Raw genomic sequence first — 17,465 nt, forward strand, 5'->3', positions numbered from 1 at the left:
ATATTCCTCCTAAAATTTAATAACTTGTTTATCAGATCAGCGGGCTGTAACCCATCAGGAATCTGTCCATCTCAGCCGCGCAGTGCCTTCCTTCTGTTATGGCCCACACAACGAGCGACTGGCCTCTGTGCATGTCTCCTGCCGTGAACACCTTCGGTATCGAAGTCTTATACTGTTCGGGCTCTGTCTTAACCGTTCCTCTTTGTGTAAGTTCGACTTTGCTTTCCTTCGCAATGTAGTCTTCGCATCCCACAAAGCCTGCAGCTATGATCAGGAGATCGCACTTTATTGTCTGTTCGGTTCCTTCGACCTCGACCAGTTTTCTGTCTTCGAACTTAACTTTGACTGTCTTGATCTCTTTAAGCTTTCCCTTTTGAGTAATGAGTTCCTTTACGGTTGTCTCATATATTCTCGGGTCGGAACCGAATACCTTGATGGCCTCCTGTTGTCCGTAGTCGGTCTTCTCGACCTTGGGCCACTCAGGCCAGGGGTTATTCTGTTGTCTTTCCCTGGGCGGCCTTGCCATCATCTCAAGTTGTGTGATGCTCTTGCAGCCCTGTCTTATGCATGTTCCTACGCAGTCGTTTCCGGTATCACCGCCTCCGACAACAACAACGTTCTTGTCCTTGGCACTTATCGTCCACTTGCCTGCCTTTCCTGAAAGAAGGTCCTTGGTCGCAGACTTAAGGAAATCAACAGCAAGATGCATATCCTTACAATCTTCTGAACCCTTTGCGGTAATAGTTCTTGCTTTCTTTGATCCGCAGCAGAGAGCTACCGCATCGAATTCATCTGTTATCTTCTCGAAAGAGGCACCGTTACCTACATCGACTCCGGTCTTGAAGATGACACCTTCCTCTTCCATCAGTTTTCTTCTTCTCTCGATCACGCTCTTGTCGAGCTTCATGTTCGGAATGCCGTACATCAGTAAGCCTCCGATCTGATCTTCGCGCTCGAAAACCGTGACCTCATGACCTCTGTGGTTGAGCTGGTCTGCAACTGCGAGTCCCGCAGGGCCTGCGCCGATTACTGCGACCTTCTTTCCCGATCTGGTCTTAGGGATCCTGGGCTTCATGTAACCCATCTCATATCCCTTTTCTATGAGGAAGAGCTCGTTATCGTGAATCGTAACTGCTCCTGAATTTATTCCGTTGATGCATGCCTTTTCGCAAAGTGCGGGACAAACTCTTCCGGTGAACTCAGGGAAGTTCGATGTCTTCAGAAGCCTTCCCAATGCCGCTTCGTAATGTCCTTTGTAGATCTCGTCGTTCCACTCGGGGATAACGTTATGTAAGGGACATCCCGTTACCATACCCTTGAGGCAGATGGCCGACTGGCACATCGGTACGCCGCAATCCATGCATCTTGCTGCCTGGCAGCGTCTTTCTTCTTCGTTTAAATGATTGTGGAATTCCTCAAAGCCGGTGATCCTTTTCTCTTCAGATACCCAGGAGTCCTCGTGCCTGTCGTATTCCAAAAAACCTGTAGCTTTACCCATACGATCCTCCCCAGCTCAAGCACCGACTTTTGTAGCTTCTTTGAAAGCTTCATAGACCGCTTGTTCATGCGCAATGCCTTGTTCCTCGTACTTGGCGATCAAGGTCAGCATGTGACGGTAATCTGTCGGGATGATCTTCTTGAAGCTTGCGACATACTTGTCAAAGTCTTGAAGTATGGCCTTTGCTTTAAGAGAACCTGTTGCCTGCTCATAATCTTGAAGGATTGCTCTGAGCTCGTTCTTATCTGCGTCTTCTGTGATCTCACTCATCTCTACAAGAGCCTTGTTGATCTTGGTATAGAGAGTGTGGTGTTCATCGAGTACATAAGCGATTCCGCCGCTCATACCTGCTGCAAAGTTCTTTCCGACTTCGCCCAGGATCACTGCCTTGCCGCCTGTCATGTACTCCAGACCGTGGTCACCGGTACCTTCGCATACGCCTGTCGCGCCGGAGTTCCTGATCATGAAACGCTCACCTGCTACGCCGCAGACGTATGCAGTACCGTTTGTTGCACCGTAAAGGGCAACGTTTCCGATGATGACATTCTTGGAAGCTTCAAATCCGGAATTCTCATAAGGCTTGATGATGAGCTTTCCGCCGGATAATCCCTTTCCGAATCCGTCATTCGCATCGCCCGTGAGCTTTAACGTCAGGCCCTTCGGAATGAATGCACCGAAGCTCTGTCCGCCGCCGCCAACAAGTTCAACGATGACGCTGTCATCTGCCAACTGTGTTCCGTATTCGGCTGTGATCTCCGAACCTAAGATAGTTCCTACTGCTCTGTCGGTACTCGATACCTTAACGTCAGTAATCTTGATGGATCCTTTCTTAAGGCCTTTCGCGAGTTCAGGGAGGAACACTCTCTCGTCGATCGTCTTTTCGAGCTCGAAGTCGAATACATGGTCGGGTTCGAAATGACGTACTTCGGAATCCGCATAGGACGGATCTATAATCTGCGCGAGGGAGACCATCTCGGCTCTCTTTGTTATCTGCTTGTCCTTAACCTTGAGGAGGTCGGATCTGCCGACCATCTCATCGACCGTTCTGAAACCCAAGTCTGCCATGATCTCTCTTAACTCTTCTGCGATGAAGAGCATGAAGTTCATAACGTGCTCCGGCTTGCCCTTAAATCTCTTTCTCAATTCCTCGTTCTGGCATGCGATACCGAACGGGCATGTATCCTTGTTGCAGACTCTCATCATCATACAGCCCATGGATACCAGGGGTGCTGTGGCAAAACCGAATTCCTCGGCGCCTAAGAGTGCTGCGATGGCAACGTCTCTGCCGCTCATGAGCTTACCGTCTGTCTCGACTGCAACTCTTCCTCTAAGGCCGCTCTCGATCAATGCGTGATGAGTCTCTGCAAGACCTAATTCCCAAGGAAGACCTGCGTTGTGGATGGAGCTTGCGGGAGCTGCACCCGTACCGCCGTCATAACCTGAGATGAGGATTACCTGTGCGCCTGCCTTGGCAACGCCGCATGCGATAGTGCCTACACCTGCCTCGGATACGAGCTTTACGGAGATCCTTGCTTTTCTGTTTGCGTTCTTAAGATCGTAGATGAGCTGTGCTAGATCTTCGATCGAATAGATATCGTGATGAGGCGGAGGTGAGATAAGAGCAACACCCGGTGTTGAATATCTTCTCTCTGCGATCCAGGGATAGACTTTCTTTCCGGGGAGGTGTCCGCCTTCACCGGGCTTAGCACCCTGTGCCATCTTGATCTGGATCTCTTCAGCGCTGTTCAAATATTCACTCGTAACGCCGAATCTGCCTGATGCGACCTGCTTGATCTTGGAGTTCTTCTCCGTGCCGAATCTCTCGGGTGACTCACCGCCCTCACCTGTATTGGACTTGCCGCCCAGGCGGTTCATAGCGATTGCCATGCACTCGTGTGCTTCCTTGGAGATAGAACCGTAAGACATAGCGCCGGTCTTAAATCTCTTAACGATCTCTGAAGCAGGTTCCACTTCCTCGAGCGGGATGGAATTGCCTGTCTTCTTGAATGCGAGGAGACCTCTTAATGTATGGGGCTTCTCGTTGTCTACGATTGCCGTATATTCCTTGAAGAGTTCGTAAGAACCTTCTCTTACTGCCTTCTGGAGGGCAACGATCGTCTTGGGGTTGTACAGATGATCTTCCTTGTCATCACCGCTTCTCAGATTATGGAAGCCTGTGCTGTCCAGAGTCGTATCATTCTCAAGACCCATGGGATCGAAAGCCTTGTCATGTCTGAAAAGGATTCCCTCGGAGATCTCCTCCAGGCCGATACCGCCTACGCGGCTTACGATGCCTGTGAAATACTTATCAACTACTTCCTTGCAGATTCCGACTGCTTCGAAGATCTTTGCGGACTGATAAGACTGCAGTGTGGAAATACCCATCTTTGCGGAAGTCTTAACGATTCCGTGAAGGATAGCGTAGTTGTAGTCATCGATTGCCGTGTGGTAATCCTTATCGAGGATTCCCTTGTCGATCATCTCAGCGATGCACTCATGTGCGAGATAAGGATTGATAGCACGTGCACCGAAGCCCAGAAGTGTTGCCATCTGGTGAACATCACGGGGCTCGCCGCTCTCGATGATCAGGGATACAGCCGTTCTCTTTCTTGTCTGGACTAAGTGCTGCTCAACTGCTGATACAGCAAGGAGCGACGGGATTGCAACGTGGTTCTCATCGATGCCTCTGTCTGAGAGAACGATGATGTTGGCGCCCTTTGCACATGTCCTGTCGACAGTGATGAGGAGCTGGTCCAGAGCCTTTTCGAGCGATGTGTTCTTATAATAAAGTATAGATACAGTAGCTGTCTTGAAGCCGGGCTGGTCCAAAGACTTGATCTTAACGAGATCAACGCCTGTGAGGATCGGGTTATTGACTTCGAGCACTCTGCAGTTACCGCTCTTTTCCTCAAGAAGGTTACCATCGGAACCGATATATACTGTTGTATCTGTAACGATCTCTTCTCTTATGGAGTCGATCGGCGGATTTGTAACCTGCGCGAAAAGCTGCTTGAAGAACGAGAACAGAAGCTGATGCTTCTCTGAGAGAACTGCGAGAGGGATATCCGTACCCATTGAAGCTGTTGCCTCAACTTTGTTCGTAGCCATCGGCAGGATCTCATTCTTAACGTCTTCAAATGTATATCCGAACACCTTATAGAGCTTGTTTCTCATCTCCTGTGTATGAACCGGGATCTTCTTGTTGGGGATCTTGAGTTCAGACAGATGAAGGAGGTTCAGTGCGAGCCACTCACCGTAAGGGTTCTTCTCGGAATAGTACTTCTTGCACTCTTCGTCAGAAATGAGCTTGCCCTTCTCTGTATCGATAAGAAGGATACGGCCGGGCTGTAATCTGGACTTCTTTACGATATGCTCGGGATCTATGTCGAGAACGCCTACCTCAGATGAGAGGATAAGTCTGTTATCGTCTGTGATGTAATATCTGGAAGGTCTTAAGCCGTTACGGTCTAATGTAGCGCCAGCGATAACACCGTCTGTGAAGAGGATAGCTGCAGGACCGTCCCAGGGTTCCATCATTGTTGCGTAGTAATGGTAGAAATCCTTCTTCTCCTGCTCCATGTAGGAATCGTTCTTCCAGGGCTCAGGGATCATCATCATGACTGCCAGAGGAAGCGGGATTCCGTTCATCATGAAGAACTCTAAAGTGTTGTCGAGCATTGCAGAGTCAGAACCCGTCTTGTGGATGATCGGGAAGATCTTGTCTACATCGTTCTCGATCGAAGGACTGTACAATGTCTCTTCTCGGGCGAGCATTCTGTCGAAGTTACCTCTGATCGTGTTGATCTCACCGTTGTGAGCGATCATTCTGTAAGGATGAGCTCTCTCCCATGAAGGTGTTGTGTTAGTAGAGAATCTTGAGTGGACCATAGCAATGGCTGTCTCATAATCCTTGCTCTGCATATCCTTATAGAACTTGCGGAGCTGTCCTACCAGGAACATTCCCTTATATACGATAGTTCTTGAAGATAAAGAAGTAATATATGTATCGTCTGTGCTCTGCTCGAATTCTCTTCTTGCGACATAGAGCATACGGTCAAATGCAAGACCCTTCTCACAATCAGCAGGTCTTTCAACGAAGCACTGCATGATGACCGGCATAGCATCTCTTGCAACCTTGCCGAGAATATCGGGATCTGTGGGAACTTCTCTCCAGCCCATTACCTTAAGGCCGTTCTTCTCCGTGATGACCTTGAACATACGCATAGCGAGCGTGCGCTTCTTGCTATCCTGGGGAAGGAAGAACATACCGACGCCGTAATCGCCCTCGTCCTTTACTTCGATGCCTGCCTCTTTAGCAGCGTTCTTAAAAAACTTGTGTGAGATCTGAACAAGAATACCGACGCCGTCGCCTACTTCACCTGTAGCGTCCTTACCTGCTCTGTGCTCGAGCTTTTCGACAATGGATAATGCGTCATCAAGAGTACGGTATTCTTTTTTACCATCAATGTTAACTACTAAGCCGATACCGCAAGCATCATGTTCTTCTTGCATTGCCTGGTAGCATTCTCTGACATACTTCTCTTCGTAAGGTCTCATATTCTCCTCCACCCGTCCGGCAACTCTAACTTTCATCCACCACGATGTAATGCCGGTTGAAATCATTCTCAAAGAGTATTGATATTCTTTTTCAATGCGTTTAGAATATCGTTAATCGATTTCAAGTGAGATTGTATCTCGAAGGGTACAGGAAATAAAATACATATAATATTCGTATAACCATACCTTTAGAGTATGATAGCGACATAAGGAGGACAGCCCATGGATCTACGTCAGATACGTTATTTCTTAACAGTTGCGGAAGAACGTAACATCACACGCGCGGCAGAGCGTCTGCACTTATCCCAGCCCCCGCTCTCAAGAGCGCTCATGGACCTCGAGGAAGAACTCGGCTGTACCCTCATCATCCGCGGAAAGCGCCACGTCACCCTCACTCCCGAAGGTCTCGCGCTCAAGCGACGCGGTGAACAGATCTTAGCTCTTGCTGATATCGCGAAAACAGAGATCACCGACGTTAAGAAAGGTCTGAGCGGAACGCTCTATCTCGGCCACGTAGACAGTAACGGTCCTTCCCTTGCGGCAGAATGGATCTCTTCTTTTAAGAAAGAATATCCTAACGTTACTTATAACCTCTGGTGCGGCACCGTGGACGACCTCACATACAGGATGAAGTCCGGGCTTCTTGAGCTTGCCATCACAATGACGCCCCTCAACACCGAGCAGCTTGACGGCATCACCGTATACAGCGATTCGTGGGCAGCGATAATCCCCGCATCCCACCCTCTCGCCAAGAGCAGGAAAAAGACCGTCACATTAAATGACATAGTAGATACCGATCTCATCATCTCCTCAAGACATTCAAGAGAAGAGGAGATCAGGAGCTGGTTCGAGAGCACCGGCAAGGAGCCGCACTTCATAGTTAAGACTGCACACTCCTCAAACGCATCAAAGCTCGTTGACCAGAACATCGGCATCGCTATCTTCCCCGCTTCAGTCGCAAAGAACATCTCCGCCGACGCGAACGTGGTCGTAAAGACAATAACTCCCGAAACCAACGTCGACTACATCCTGTCATGGGATAAGGAGAAGATCCCGAGCGCCCTGGCCATGAAGTTCATAGAACATGTAAGGAATATGTACTCATAAATAAGCGGGGCCGTCTCCGGATTGAAGAGATGGCCCCTTATTTTTTGCTGTGTTTATTTGTCTTTTAATGGTCTGAACACGCCGGAAAGATCATTTTGAGGCTGCCTGTCATCCCATAAGCTCTGCTTCTTATCCGGACCTTTTAACATCTTCTCCCTTTTAGCGGAAGCATCTCCGTCCCCGGCAAGTTCTTCACCGGAAAGTCTTCTTACAAGATCTCTGCCCTCAGGCTCTGATGTAGGATCTTCATTCTTAACACCATATGTGCCGAGGAATTCCTTCTCCTCTTTACGGGTTAATTTGTCCTTTCTGGCAGTAAAGTGGATGTGCGCCTTGTAATCATCGTTTGTACCCCGGCTGTCACCGATGTTGTTTGTTTTATCGATTATCGTTCCCATGATCAGGCAGGTTAAGCCTAATCCTGATCCGAGAGCAAACACCAATATAATTAAATAAATAATCAGCATTGCAGCATCCATATGATCACCCCTGTCTCTTATTCATGAAGGTAAACATATCATCGTCCTGCGCCAGTTTTATGCTCCTCATTGCCCTTACTATTTTTCTGATCCCCATCGAAAACAGTACGATTATGCCAGCACCGAGGAAATAGGTCAGCAACGGGGCAATGGCCAGGATAAAAAATGCGTAATAGAACAAGGCGAAAGCCGCAGCCGTCAGAAGGATCCCCAGACCAAAAAGGATCGGATAGAACCTTGACTTATCAAAGGGAATTCCACAGACGACCTTTCCTGTATCACCATTGACCAGAATAGTAACGTGCTTTCTTTTATGCTTTAAAGTGATGAACCAGACCGGCATCATTGCATATACCATATCGTTGTCGAGCATTAAGGAAGGGCAGGAATGTAAGATCTTCGTTTTTTCGGCTCTTACATTATCCTGTACCTCTTCATCAAAGTATTTCTGAGCTCTCTTAAATACGGCATTTTTAACATCACCGTAGGTGACATCTGAGATGTTCGAATAAAAACCTGCGAGATAGTCTTCGTCAAAAGGCTTGAGATGCGAGAGATCGAACGGCTCGAGCTTTGAACTGCTCTCATCTGACAAAGCGCGTGATGCATCTACCGGGAAATTCTTCAGTTCCAGATCTCCGGCACGTCCGTAATGATTGACTTCAGCATACTTTCCTCTGCCGGTCTTGCCGTAGACAATAACGGCATTCGAAAATGTTGCGTTTACTATCCAATATGGGACATAGATTCCGCGTACGCATTCAGGTGAGAATTCCCTGATCTGCTTAGGAATGAAAAAGCCCTTGCCGATCTTCCCGCGGACAAGCTCAATTGCCTGTTCTTTGGTTACCGAGAACGGAAGAACATACTCCGGGCACTTCTGCCTTGCGATCCTGCTGAAAACAACATTCGGGTTCCCGCAATAAACGCATGTAGTCGAAGCTTCCGTTCCGTTGACGATGATCTCGCCGCCGCATTCGCTGCATGAATAAACATAACAGTCCATGAACTTTCCGATCTCAGTACCATAGACTTCATTCATTGATTCGGCTTTCAGATCCTGCCTGTACTCCTTGGCCTCTGACTCGATCTCATCGGGCCTGAAAGAACTGCCGCAATATGAACATTCAAGCAGCTGTGACTCAGGATTAAAAACCAATGCGTGACTGCAATTCCTACATAGTGTTGCCATAACCTTATCCCCTTATTCTTTGGCAAAAAACTTCCGCACAAGAAAATATTACTATATCAGAAGATACAAAAACAAGATTTTTGCACTGTCCGTCAGTTATATCGGTCCGCGCAAAAAAGGGCTGTCGCAAAACATCTTGAGCAATGTCATCAACAAAATTGTCAACACTGAAGTCACGTCTGTCAGGTGCAGTCAATGGAGCACGTATTACTTCTTCTCAGCCCGCTGTATTCCTGCCATGCCCCAGTTCTCATTTGCGGGTTCATTTATCACGATGAAAACATCTGTTGAGTCAATGGATAACCGGTCGACGAGCTTTGAGGTGACGCATTCGATCAGCGCTTTCTTCTGCCCGGCGGTCCTTCCCGGAAACATGGTGATCTCAATGATCATGAAGCTGTCAGTCTTCATGGGAGGGATCTTTCCCGCGGATCATTTCTATTCTGATTAACGGCATGTTCCGTTCTCCTGTTCTTTAATTGGATTTCGCGATAGTTATCAGCATGCGGACATATATCTCCGCATCGAAATAAGATGTCATCGCATCCAATTCCTGTGTCGACATTTCCCATTTATCCTTGAAGGCGACATACTCATATGCTTTTTCTCTGTGCTTCTCTTTTTCGGCAACGAGAAATTCCACGAGATCTTCCATAATACTGATGGTTATATCGCCTGCAGCGCCGCCGTGAGTTTCATAAAACTTATAGTCCTGCAAAATGGTGATCAGAGTCGAAAGATAAGCAGCTTTATCATCATCTTCCTCTACTCCCTCAGAAAGGTTTCTGAGCGCAGGCGGGACATGGCCTAATCCGCGCTTCTGGCACGAATCCTGCTCACTGATAAACCAGGGGAGCAATTCATTAATTGGTCTCACTGTCTTTCCTCCAAAAAGCAGAACATTACAAAGCTGCTGTTACGGGTTGGTGCATATTCCGGTGGAATCGAAAACATATTCTTTTCCGTTTATGGTCTGGGTGCCGGTAACCATTACTCCCTGACCGTTCATGTAATACCAGTCACCGCCGGTAAAGTACCAGCCTGTAGTCATTTTCCCCGAATTGTCGAAGCGGTACCAGTTGCCGCCGATCTGCTTCCAGCCGGTAACCATCTCGCCTGTTTCCGCAAGATAATACCAGTTGCCGCTGCTGTTGTACCATCCGGTAAGCATGTAGCCCGACTTATCGAAGACGTACCATTTATTTCCGATCATCTGCCAGCCGTTGACCATGTAACCGTTGCTTCCGAAGTAGTACCACTTGCCATCGATCAGCTTCCAGCTTGTGGCCATGCAGCCGTCGGTGTCGAAGTAGAACCAGCTGCCGCTAAGGTTTTCCCATCCGGTTATCATTCGGCCTGTATTTTCAAAGAAATACCATTTGTTTCCGATCTTCTGCCAGCCGGTCTGCATATTTCCCGATGTCCCGAAATAGAACCAGCCGTAGTTTATCTCTTTCCAGCCGGTTGCCATTTCACCGGTTTCACCAAAGTAATAGCAGGAACCGTTGATCTTCTGAAAACCTTTGAGCATCTTTCCCGTATAGTCCAGATAGTACCAGTAGTTGCCCAGATACTGCCAGCCGGTCAGCATTTTCCCTGAAGCTTTGAAGTAATACCAAAAAGAATCTATCTGCTGCCAGCCCGTCTGCATTATTCCGGACGCATCGAAATAGTACATGCTGTTGTCGACCTCATGCAGGCCGGTCGCGAGACTGCCAAGATCATAGTATGTCCACTTGCCGTCTGACGTCTTTGTCCAACCGGTCTTAGGTGAAGTACCATAGTGGAATGTGACATTGGACAGGACATCGTTATCCGAGCCGATCGAGATCTTTTTCCAATCACTCTCGGAACCTTCAAAATAGATATCAGTCAGTTTCTCGCACCCGAAAAATGCTTCATTGCCGATAGAAGTAACTGATGAAGGTATCTTAACCGTTTTCAGTGATGTGCAGTACCCGAAAACTCCGGCACCGATCGTAGTAACACCGGAAGGAATATCTATTGAAGACAATGACGAGCAGTTATAGAAAGCTCCGTTTCCCAGATTCCTGACTGTATCCGGAATTATCACATGGTTAACTACCGTGTTGCCGGCTATAAAGTTTGCACCAAGTGAAGTGACTGTATAACCCTCGATCTTTGACGGGATCCTGATGCTCGTTGTCTTATTATATGTCTCGTTATCTGCATCTATTTGATAGAGTTCAACCGCATTGTTCTCCGAAGTTAATGTGCGGTAACAGTACAAACTTGTCCTTGTACGGACAGAATACTTACGGGGTGCCTTTCCGGAATAACCGGCTTCACCGACATACCAGACGCCGTTTGCTTTGTCTTCAACCATCGCATTCATATGGCCTGAGCCTGCGCCCAGATCTTTGTTGCCATTGCGAGCCCAGGCTTTCAGTCCGCACTTTGTGCAAACCTGGCAGATCAGGTCGGTACTTGCCCAGCAGTCACCATATCCGTAGATGATCATTGAATATGCGGAACTTATATTGCCGTAATCAAATGATTCTGCGGCCCATTTTGTTGCTGCTGTGACGATATCTTTAACGGACATGTCCGACGTTATGTTTTTCGCGACAAAATCATCTATAACCTTATCAGCATAAACAGCATCGTAATCAATGTGGTGGAATGTTATGTCGTAATGAGTGTAATCCTTCAGATATACTCTTACCGTCGCCGTTCCGGTAATAGGAGTAGTTCTGGTGTAGTCCCAATCCTCCGGAGGATTACTGTAACCAATTCCGTTATTCCAATACCAGCAAGCCGTAGTAACGAGGCCGGTGTTTGATACATTGACAGCGGCAAAGTTATAATCTTCATATAGAATTCCATCCGGCTGTCTGAACAGAACGCTGTAAGATGATATCTCTCCTTTGGTCAGACCCAGATCCGCAAGGGTGATCTGATACGACTTTCTGTAGTTTCCCGGAACACTTACCGGACTGTCGCTTGAAGTTGAATACAGATCGATCTCCTTGATGACAGCTGCTCTGGCGTCCTTTTTATCAAACACGACAACGCCCAATGCTATCGTTACTGCCAATAAAGATGAAATAAATCTTTTTAACTGAGTGCCCATGATATCACCTCTTAGGATGTTAATTCTGTTTTCCAAAAAACTGATCAGCCGATCGTTCGAGTTTATTATTCGATCAAAATGCCGGAATTATCAAAATAATAAGTGGTTCCGGAGATATTTACCGAACCGGTTACCATACCACCTGAAGAATCAAAATAATACCAATGACCATTATCTGAAAGCCAGCCGGTCACCATTCTTCCACTGCCATCAAAGAAGTGCCATTTGCCACCTCTGGCAAGCCAGCCAGTGACCATATCGCCATTACTTCCGAGATAGTACCAATCCTTTCCAAGATTCAGCCAGCCGGTCTTCATGGAACCATCAGATCTGAAGTAATACCATTTGCCGCCTTTGCTGAACCATCCGGTCTGCATAATGCCGTCAGTTTGGAAGAAATACCACTTGTTATCTATCTTCTGCCAGCCGGTAAGCATATACCCGTTACTGTCGAAATAGTACCACTTGCCGTCGATCTTCTTCCATCCTGTGACCATGTAACCATCGTCTGCAAAATAGAACCATCTGTTGCCCAATTTTTCCCAGCCGGTCGCCATATTTCCGTAATGGTAGAAATAGTACCATCTGCCACCAATCCGGTTCCAACCGATTAGAAATTTTCCTGACGAACTGCAGTAATACCATCTGTTATATAGCTGAATCCAACCGTTAGTTGCCATTTCTCCTGCCTCGGAAAAACAGTAACCATTACCATCTATCCACCAAATAGAATCACTTAACATACGCCCTGATTGATCCAGGTAATACCATTTGTTATTCTGTCGAAGCCAACCTGTCTGCATTATTCCGGATGCATCAAAGTAAAACCAGCAATAATCCATAAAATGCCAGCCGGTCTGCATTATTCCCGATTCATCAAAATAATATCTCAGGTTGTCGATCTCCTGCCAGCCTGTTGCAAGCCGGCCAACGTCATAGTATGTCCACTTTCCGTCTGATGTCTTTTCCCAGCCGTTCTTAGGCGAAGAACCGTAATGGATGACAGCCTTGGACAGGACATCATTACCCGTTCCGATCTCGATCTTTTTCCAATCGCTTTCAGAACCTTCAAAATAAATGTCCGTCAGTTTCTGACATCCGTATAATGCATTTTGGCCGATTGAAGTAACTGAAGATGGGATCTTTACGGTCTTCATATTCCTGCAGTTATAGAAGACTCCGGTGTCGATCGAAGTAACACCTGAAGGGATATCCATTGAATCCAATGATGAGCAGTTGCGGAAAGCTCCCTCTTTCAAAGTTTTGACAGTATCCGGAATGCTTATATGGTTAATCCTTGAAGAATTATTAAAGCAGTACTTGCCTAACGAAGAGACCGTATAGCCCTCGATCTGAGAAGGGACCGTTATGCTCGTTGTTTTCGCATATGTCTCATTATCAGCATCTATTTGATAGAGCTCTATATCCTGCGAAGAAATAAAACGATAACAGTACAAGCTTTTCCTGAAATAAACATTATAATATCTGGGAGCTTTTCCGCCATAACCGGCTTCACAGATATACCAGACACCGTTTTCCTTATCTTCAACGATTGCATTCATATGACCTGAACCTGCGCCGGGATCTTTGTTGGCATTGCGTGACCAGGCATGAAGTCCGCACTTTTGACAGATCCGGCTGATCAGATCGGCACTTGCATGGCAATCACCGCCACCTCTTGAGATCATTGTGTAAGCTGCCGCACATTTATCGCTGTAATCAAAGGTTTCTGCTACCCATTTTGTTGCTGCAGTGACGATCTCCTCCACGGACATGTCTGATGTTATGTTTTCGGCAATGAAATCATCTATGACTTTATCCGCATAGATCCGGTCATAGTCATGGTTATGGAATGTTATGTAATACTCTTTTCCGCCCTCTAATACTACCATGACAACAGCCGTTCCGTTGCTCGGCTCAAATTCATCATATACCCCGTCCTGCGGGCGTTCCTCATAGCAATCATCACCAATCCAAAACAAGCCGCCGGGAGTAACAAGTCCGTCATTGGTTACACTGACAGAGTATTCGTAATAGTCATCATAATATATGTTTTTGGGCGAACTTTTCAAAACACTGCAACTGACGATCTTCCCCTTGGTCAGGCCCAGATCTGCAAGGGTGATCTTGTAAGATGACTTATATTCTTCAGGTATGCTTACCAGACTCTTGCTTGCAGTTGAATACAGATCGATCTCTTTAACTATATATACACTATTTGCATCTGCGTTGACTGTCGATCTATCATATATGACAACGCCCAATGCAATCGTTACTGCCAATAAAGATGAAATAAATCTTCTTAACTGAGTGCCCATGATATCTCCTCGATACACACAAGAATAAACGGAAAACCACATAATAATTATAGTATCCCCCGCTGAGAATACTTTCTTATTCTGTAACTTATCTTAAAACAAAATTCAAGAGCGTAAGATTTTAAATGCCGTCTTACAGTACAGGACGTCAATTAATCAGGAACGTAAACTCCGGGTTACATAACATTTAGCCCCTTATTGTTTCAGCAAGTGTGGCAGTTGCAGTTGATTGCAGAATTCTGACCTGTCTTTTCGACAGGTATCGAAATCGAAGTGATTATCTGCGTTTCGATACCTCGACTTTTGAAAGGTGAGATCGAAATTATCCCAAGATGAGGTTTTCTTGTGATTTGGGATAAAATTTGTGCTCGAAATTATCCCAAGATGAGGGTTTCTTGCGATTTGGGATAAAATTCGGACCGCAAATTATCCCAAGTGAAGCATATTTAAACTTTTGGGATAAATTCACCTCTGAAAATTATCCCACGGAGGCAATAATTCACGGTTTGGGATAAAATCGCCTGCAAGTAAAGCTACGATATCGTTTTCAGGAAAAAGTCTTCAAAAACGATATCAGCGGGAGATCAAAGGTATCGTTTTCAGGAAAAAGTCTTCAAAAACGATATCAGTGGAAGATCAAAGGTATCGTTTTCGGAAGAAAAATCTCAATAACGATATCTGCGGTTCAGCCGAGGTATCGAAAACAAAGGATTTCCCCGGATTTCGATACGTTGGACTCTCGACAGGTATCGGAAACGGAAGTTTTTTAAACATTTCGATACTTTGGCCTTCCGGCAGACATGGCTGGTCATTAGCACATCCACTTCAAGGGGTCAGTTTTTCGCCGTTTTTACACGGCAGAAAAGCAGGCATTGGGCAAATGCCAGCCAAAAAGCGAAAGTAAGGGGCTGTACCAGCATTTTGATACAGCCCATTCTTAAGGAGAAGGTTATCACCACGTTAGATTACTTTATGTTAAGGAAGTTCTCGAGCATCTTCTTTCCGTCGGGCGTAAGGATCGATTCCGGATGGAACTGTACACCGTAGATCGGATATTCACGATGCTGCACGGCCATTACCTCACCGTCATCTGCCACAGCCGTAATCTGCAGACAATCAGGGATCGTGTCACGGTCTGCTGCAAGTGAGTGGTAACGTGCGACTTTGGTGCGCTCGCCTATTCCCCTGAACAGAGGGCATAAAGCGTAAAGTCCCACATCGGACTGCTTCCCGTGCATCAGGTGCTCGGCATAAGTAACGACGGCGCCGTAAGCCTTGCAGATGGCCTGGTGGCCGAGGCACACGCCCAGGATCGGAATGTCATGGATAGATGCTGCGACATCACAGATGATGCCTGCGTCTTCCGGTCTTCCGGGGCCGGGTGAAAGAATTATGCGGTCCGGCTTTAAGGCGCGGATCTCATCCACCGTCATCTCGTCGTTGCGGATGACCTTTATGTCGGGATCGATCTGGCCGATCATCTGGTAAAGGTTATATGAAAAGCTGTCGTAATTATCTATAAGAAGGATCATACGTCCACCTCCTGCGCAAGGTTAAGCGAATTGAGGACGGCCTTTGCCTTGTTGAGGCACTCCTCGTATTCTTTCTCCGGAACGGAATCGGCAACGATGCCCGCGCCGCTCCTTACGAAGACCTTGCCGTTCTTTTTGTAGGCAATGCGGATCGCGATGCACGTATCCATGTTGCCCGTAAAGTCGATATAGCCGATCGCGCCGCCGTAGATGCCGCGCTTGTTGTTCTCGAGTTCGCCGATCAGCTGGCATGCCCTTATCTTCGGTGCGCCTGAAAGCGTGCCTGCCGGAAGGACAGCTTCGATGGCATCGAGCGCATCGTGCTTCCCGTCGATCTTTCCGCGTACCGTGGAACCGATGTGCATGACATGGGAATAACGCTCTATGCTCCTTAATTTCTCGACTTCGACCGATCCGAACTCACTTATCTTGCCCAGGTCGTTGCGGCCCAGGTCGACGAGCATGTTGTGCTCGGCAAGTTCCTTTTCGTCAGCCAGGAGTTCTTCCTCGAGCCTTCTGTCCTCTTCTTCCGTCTTTCCTCTGGGACGGGTTCCGGCGAGCGGGAATGTGTGAAGGATACCGTCTTCGAGCTTTACCAGAGTCTCCGGCGAAGCTCCCGCGACTTCCACGTCGGTGCCGGCGAAATAGAACATATAAGGTGAAGGATTGATCGTCCTTAAGATCCTGTATGTATTGAGAAGACTTCCCTCGAAAGAAGCCGAGAGCCTGTTTGAGAGCACTATCTGGAAGATGTCTCCCTCAAGGATATGGTGCTTGGCCTTCTCGACCATCGCGCAGTATTCTTCTTTCGAGAACAGGGGCGTTACTTCAGAAAGGAGCTTTCCTTCGGGCTCTTCCGTTTTCGCGCCGTTCTTCAGAAGGTCTATGAGGGCCCCCAGTTCTTCAGATGCCTCTGCATATCCCGCGTCAACGTCTTCCAAAGACATGTTGGAGATGAGGATCAGCTTCTGCCTTACGTGATCGAAAGCTATGACTTTATCAAAGAGCATGAGATCGACATCCTTGAAGTTCTCGCTGTCGATGACATCGCATTTCGCGGTGGGCTCAGCATAGCAAAGGTAATCATATGAGAAATATCCGACAAGGCCGCCGGTAAACGAAGGGAGATAGTCGAATCTCGGGCTTCTGAACTTTGAGAGGATGTCTCTTATTATCTCGGAAGGATCATCCGTCTTTTCGGTCTTGTCGCCGTATGTAATCTCTCCGTTTATGCATGTGATCTCAAGCTTGGGATCAAAGCCCAGGAAGGTGTATCTTCCCCACCTCTCGTCTGCCTGCGCAGACTCGAGCATATACGCATGAGTCGATGCATTCTTGAGAATGCGGATAGCTTCTATGGGCGTGGTAAAGTCAGACAGTATCTCTGTACTGAGCGGTACGACGTCGTACCTGCCGCTTTTGGCCAGCTCTCTTACTTCTTCGATCGACGGCACAACTTTCATTCTTGTCACCTCCGGCTTTTCTTTTTGCCGAAGGCAATAAAAAACGCCCTTCGACAAAAGATCCTTTATCTTCTGTCAAGGACGAATAACAACTTATCCGCGGTGCCACCTTGATTCACGGTCTGATCCGTGCGCTTAGACGAGATACCATCATATCTCCGGCAACTTACGTATGCCTTACGTCGCAATATACTTGGGGATATCCCCTTTCCCTCGCGCCCTCCG

Annotated in this window: 11 protein-coding genes and 1 other annotated feature (1 of these 12 only partly in view); of the genes, 1 reads left to right on the forward strand and 10 read right to left on the reverse strand. The window is 47.3% G+C overall.

The window, feature by feature from the left end:
• Positions 1–31 precede the first annotated feature (31 nt).
• Together BO18_RS22860 and gltB are read right to left on the reverse strand one after the other, a co-directional pair.
• A complete protein-coding gene (locus tag BO18_RS22860; protein WP_034449912.1) occupies positions 32–1,498 on the reverse strand; it encodes a glutamate synthase subunit beta in 1,467 nt (488 codons plus the stop codon).
• Between the two features lie 15 nt (positions 1,499–1,513).
• Positions 1,514–6,055: a glutamate synthase large subunit gene (gltB, locus tag BO18_RS22865; RefSeq protein ID WP_034449913.1), complete on the reverse strand. Its 4,542-nt coding sequence runs from the start codon at positions 6,053–6,055 to the stop codon at positions 1,514–1,516.
• A 222-nt stretch (positions 6,056–6,277) separates the two neighbouring features.
• On the opposite strand from gltB, the gene BO18_RS22870 reads away from it, so the two are divergent.
• Entirely contained in the window at positions 6,278–7,162 is an 885-nt protein-coding gene (locus BO18_RS22870; protein ID WP_051689075.1) for a LysR family transcriptional regulator, read from the forward strand.
• A 53-nt stretch (positions 7,163–7,215) separates the two neighbouring features.
• Here the strand turns inward: BO18_RS22870 and BO18_RS22875 are convergent, their stop codons facing one another.
• From BO18_RS22875 to trpE, 8 genes are all read right to left on the reverse strand, one after another.
• Positions 7,216–7,641 (reverse strand): hypothetical protein, encoded by a 426-nt coding sequence (locus BO18_RS22875; RefSeq protein WP_034449915.1) that lies wholly within the window; start codon positions 7,639–7,641, stop codon positions 7,216–7,218.
• Positions 7,642–7,645: 4 nt separating this feature from the next.
• The gene (locus BO18_RS22880; RefSeq protein ID WP_034449916.1) at positions 7,646–8,833 is read right to left on the reverse strand and encodes a hypothetical protein; all 1,188 of its coding nucleotides are present in this window, start codon (positions 8,831–8,833) and stop codon (positions 7,646–7,648) included.
• Positions 8,834–9,040: 207 nt separating this feature from the next.
• Complete coding sequence (locus BO18_RS22885; RefSeq protein WP_051689076.1) at positions 9,041–9,244, reverse strand: tautomerase family protein; 204 nt, start codon at positions 9,242–9,244, stop codon at positions 9,041–9,043.
• Positions 9,245–9,308: 64 nt separating this feature from the next.
• Positions 9,309–9,710: a hypothetical protein gene (locus tag BO18_RS22890; protein WP_034449918.1), complete on the reverse strand. Its 402-nt coding sequence runs from the start codon at positions 9,708–9,710 to the stop codon at positions 9,309–9,311.
• A 39-nt stretch (positions 9,711–9,749) separates the two neighbouring features.
• On the reverse strand, positions 9,750–11,927 hold the full coding sequence (locus BO18_RS33385; protein ID WP_051689077.1) for an N-acetylmuramoyl-L-alanine amidase family protein: 2,178 nt from the start codon (positions 11,925–11,927) through the stop codon (positions 9,750–9,752).
• Between the two features lie 65 nt (positions 11,928–11,992).
• Complete coding sequence (locus tag BO18_RS33390; RefSeq protein WP_051689078.1) at positions 11,993–14,245, reverse strand: leucine-rich repeat protein; 2,253 nt, start codon at positions 14,243–14,245, stop codon at positions 11,993–11,995.
• Positions 14,246–15,210: 965 nt separating this feature from the next.
• The gene (locus BO18_RS22905; protein ID WP_034449920.1) at positions 15,211–15,777 is read right to left on the reverse strand and encodes an anthranilate synthase component II; all 567 of its coding nucleotides are present in this window, start codon (positions 15,775–15,777) and stop codon (positions 15,211–15,213) included.
• Positions 15,774–17,240, reverse strand: a complete 1,467-nt coding sequence (gene trpE / locus BO18_RS22910) for an anthranilate synthase component I (RefSeq protein ID WP_034449922.1) — start codon at positions 17,238–17,240, stop codon at positions 15,774–15,776. Before trpE ends, BO18_RS22905 begins: the two co-directional genes overlap by 4 nt.
• Positions 17,241–17,314: 74 nt before the next feature.
• Positions 17,315–17,465 (reverse strand) — a binding site (T-box leader); it runs 100 nt beyond the window's last position.

The sequence above is a fragment of the Butyrivibrio sp. AE2032 genome (assembly GCF_000702965.1).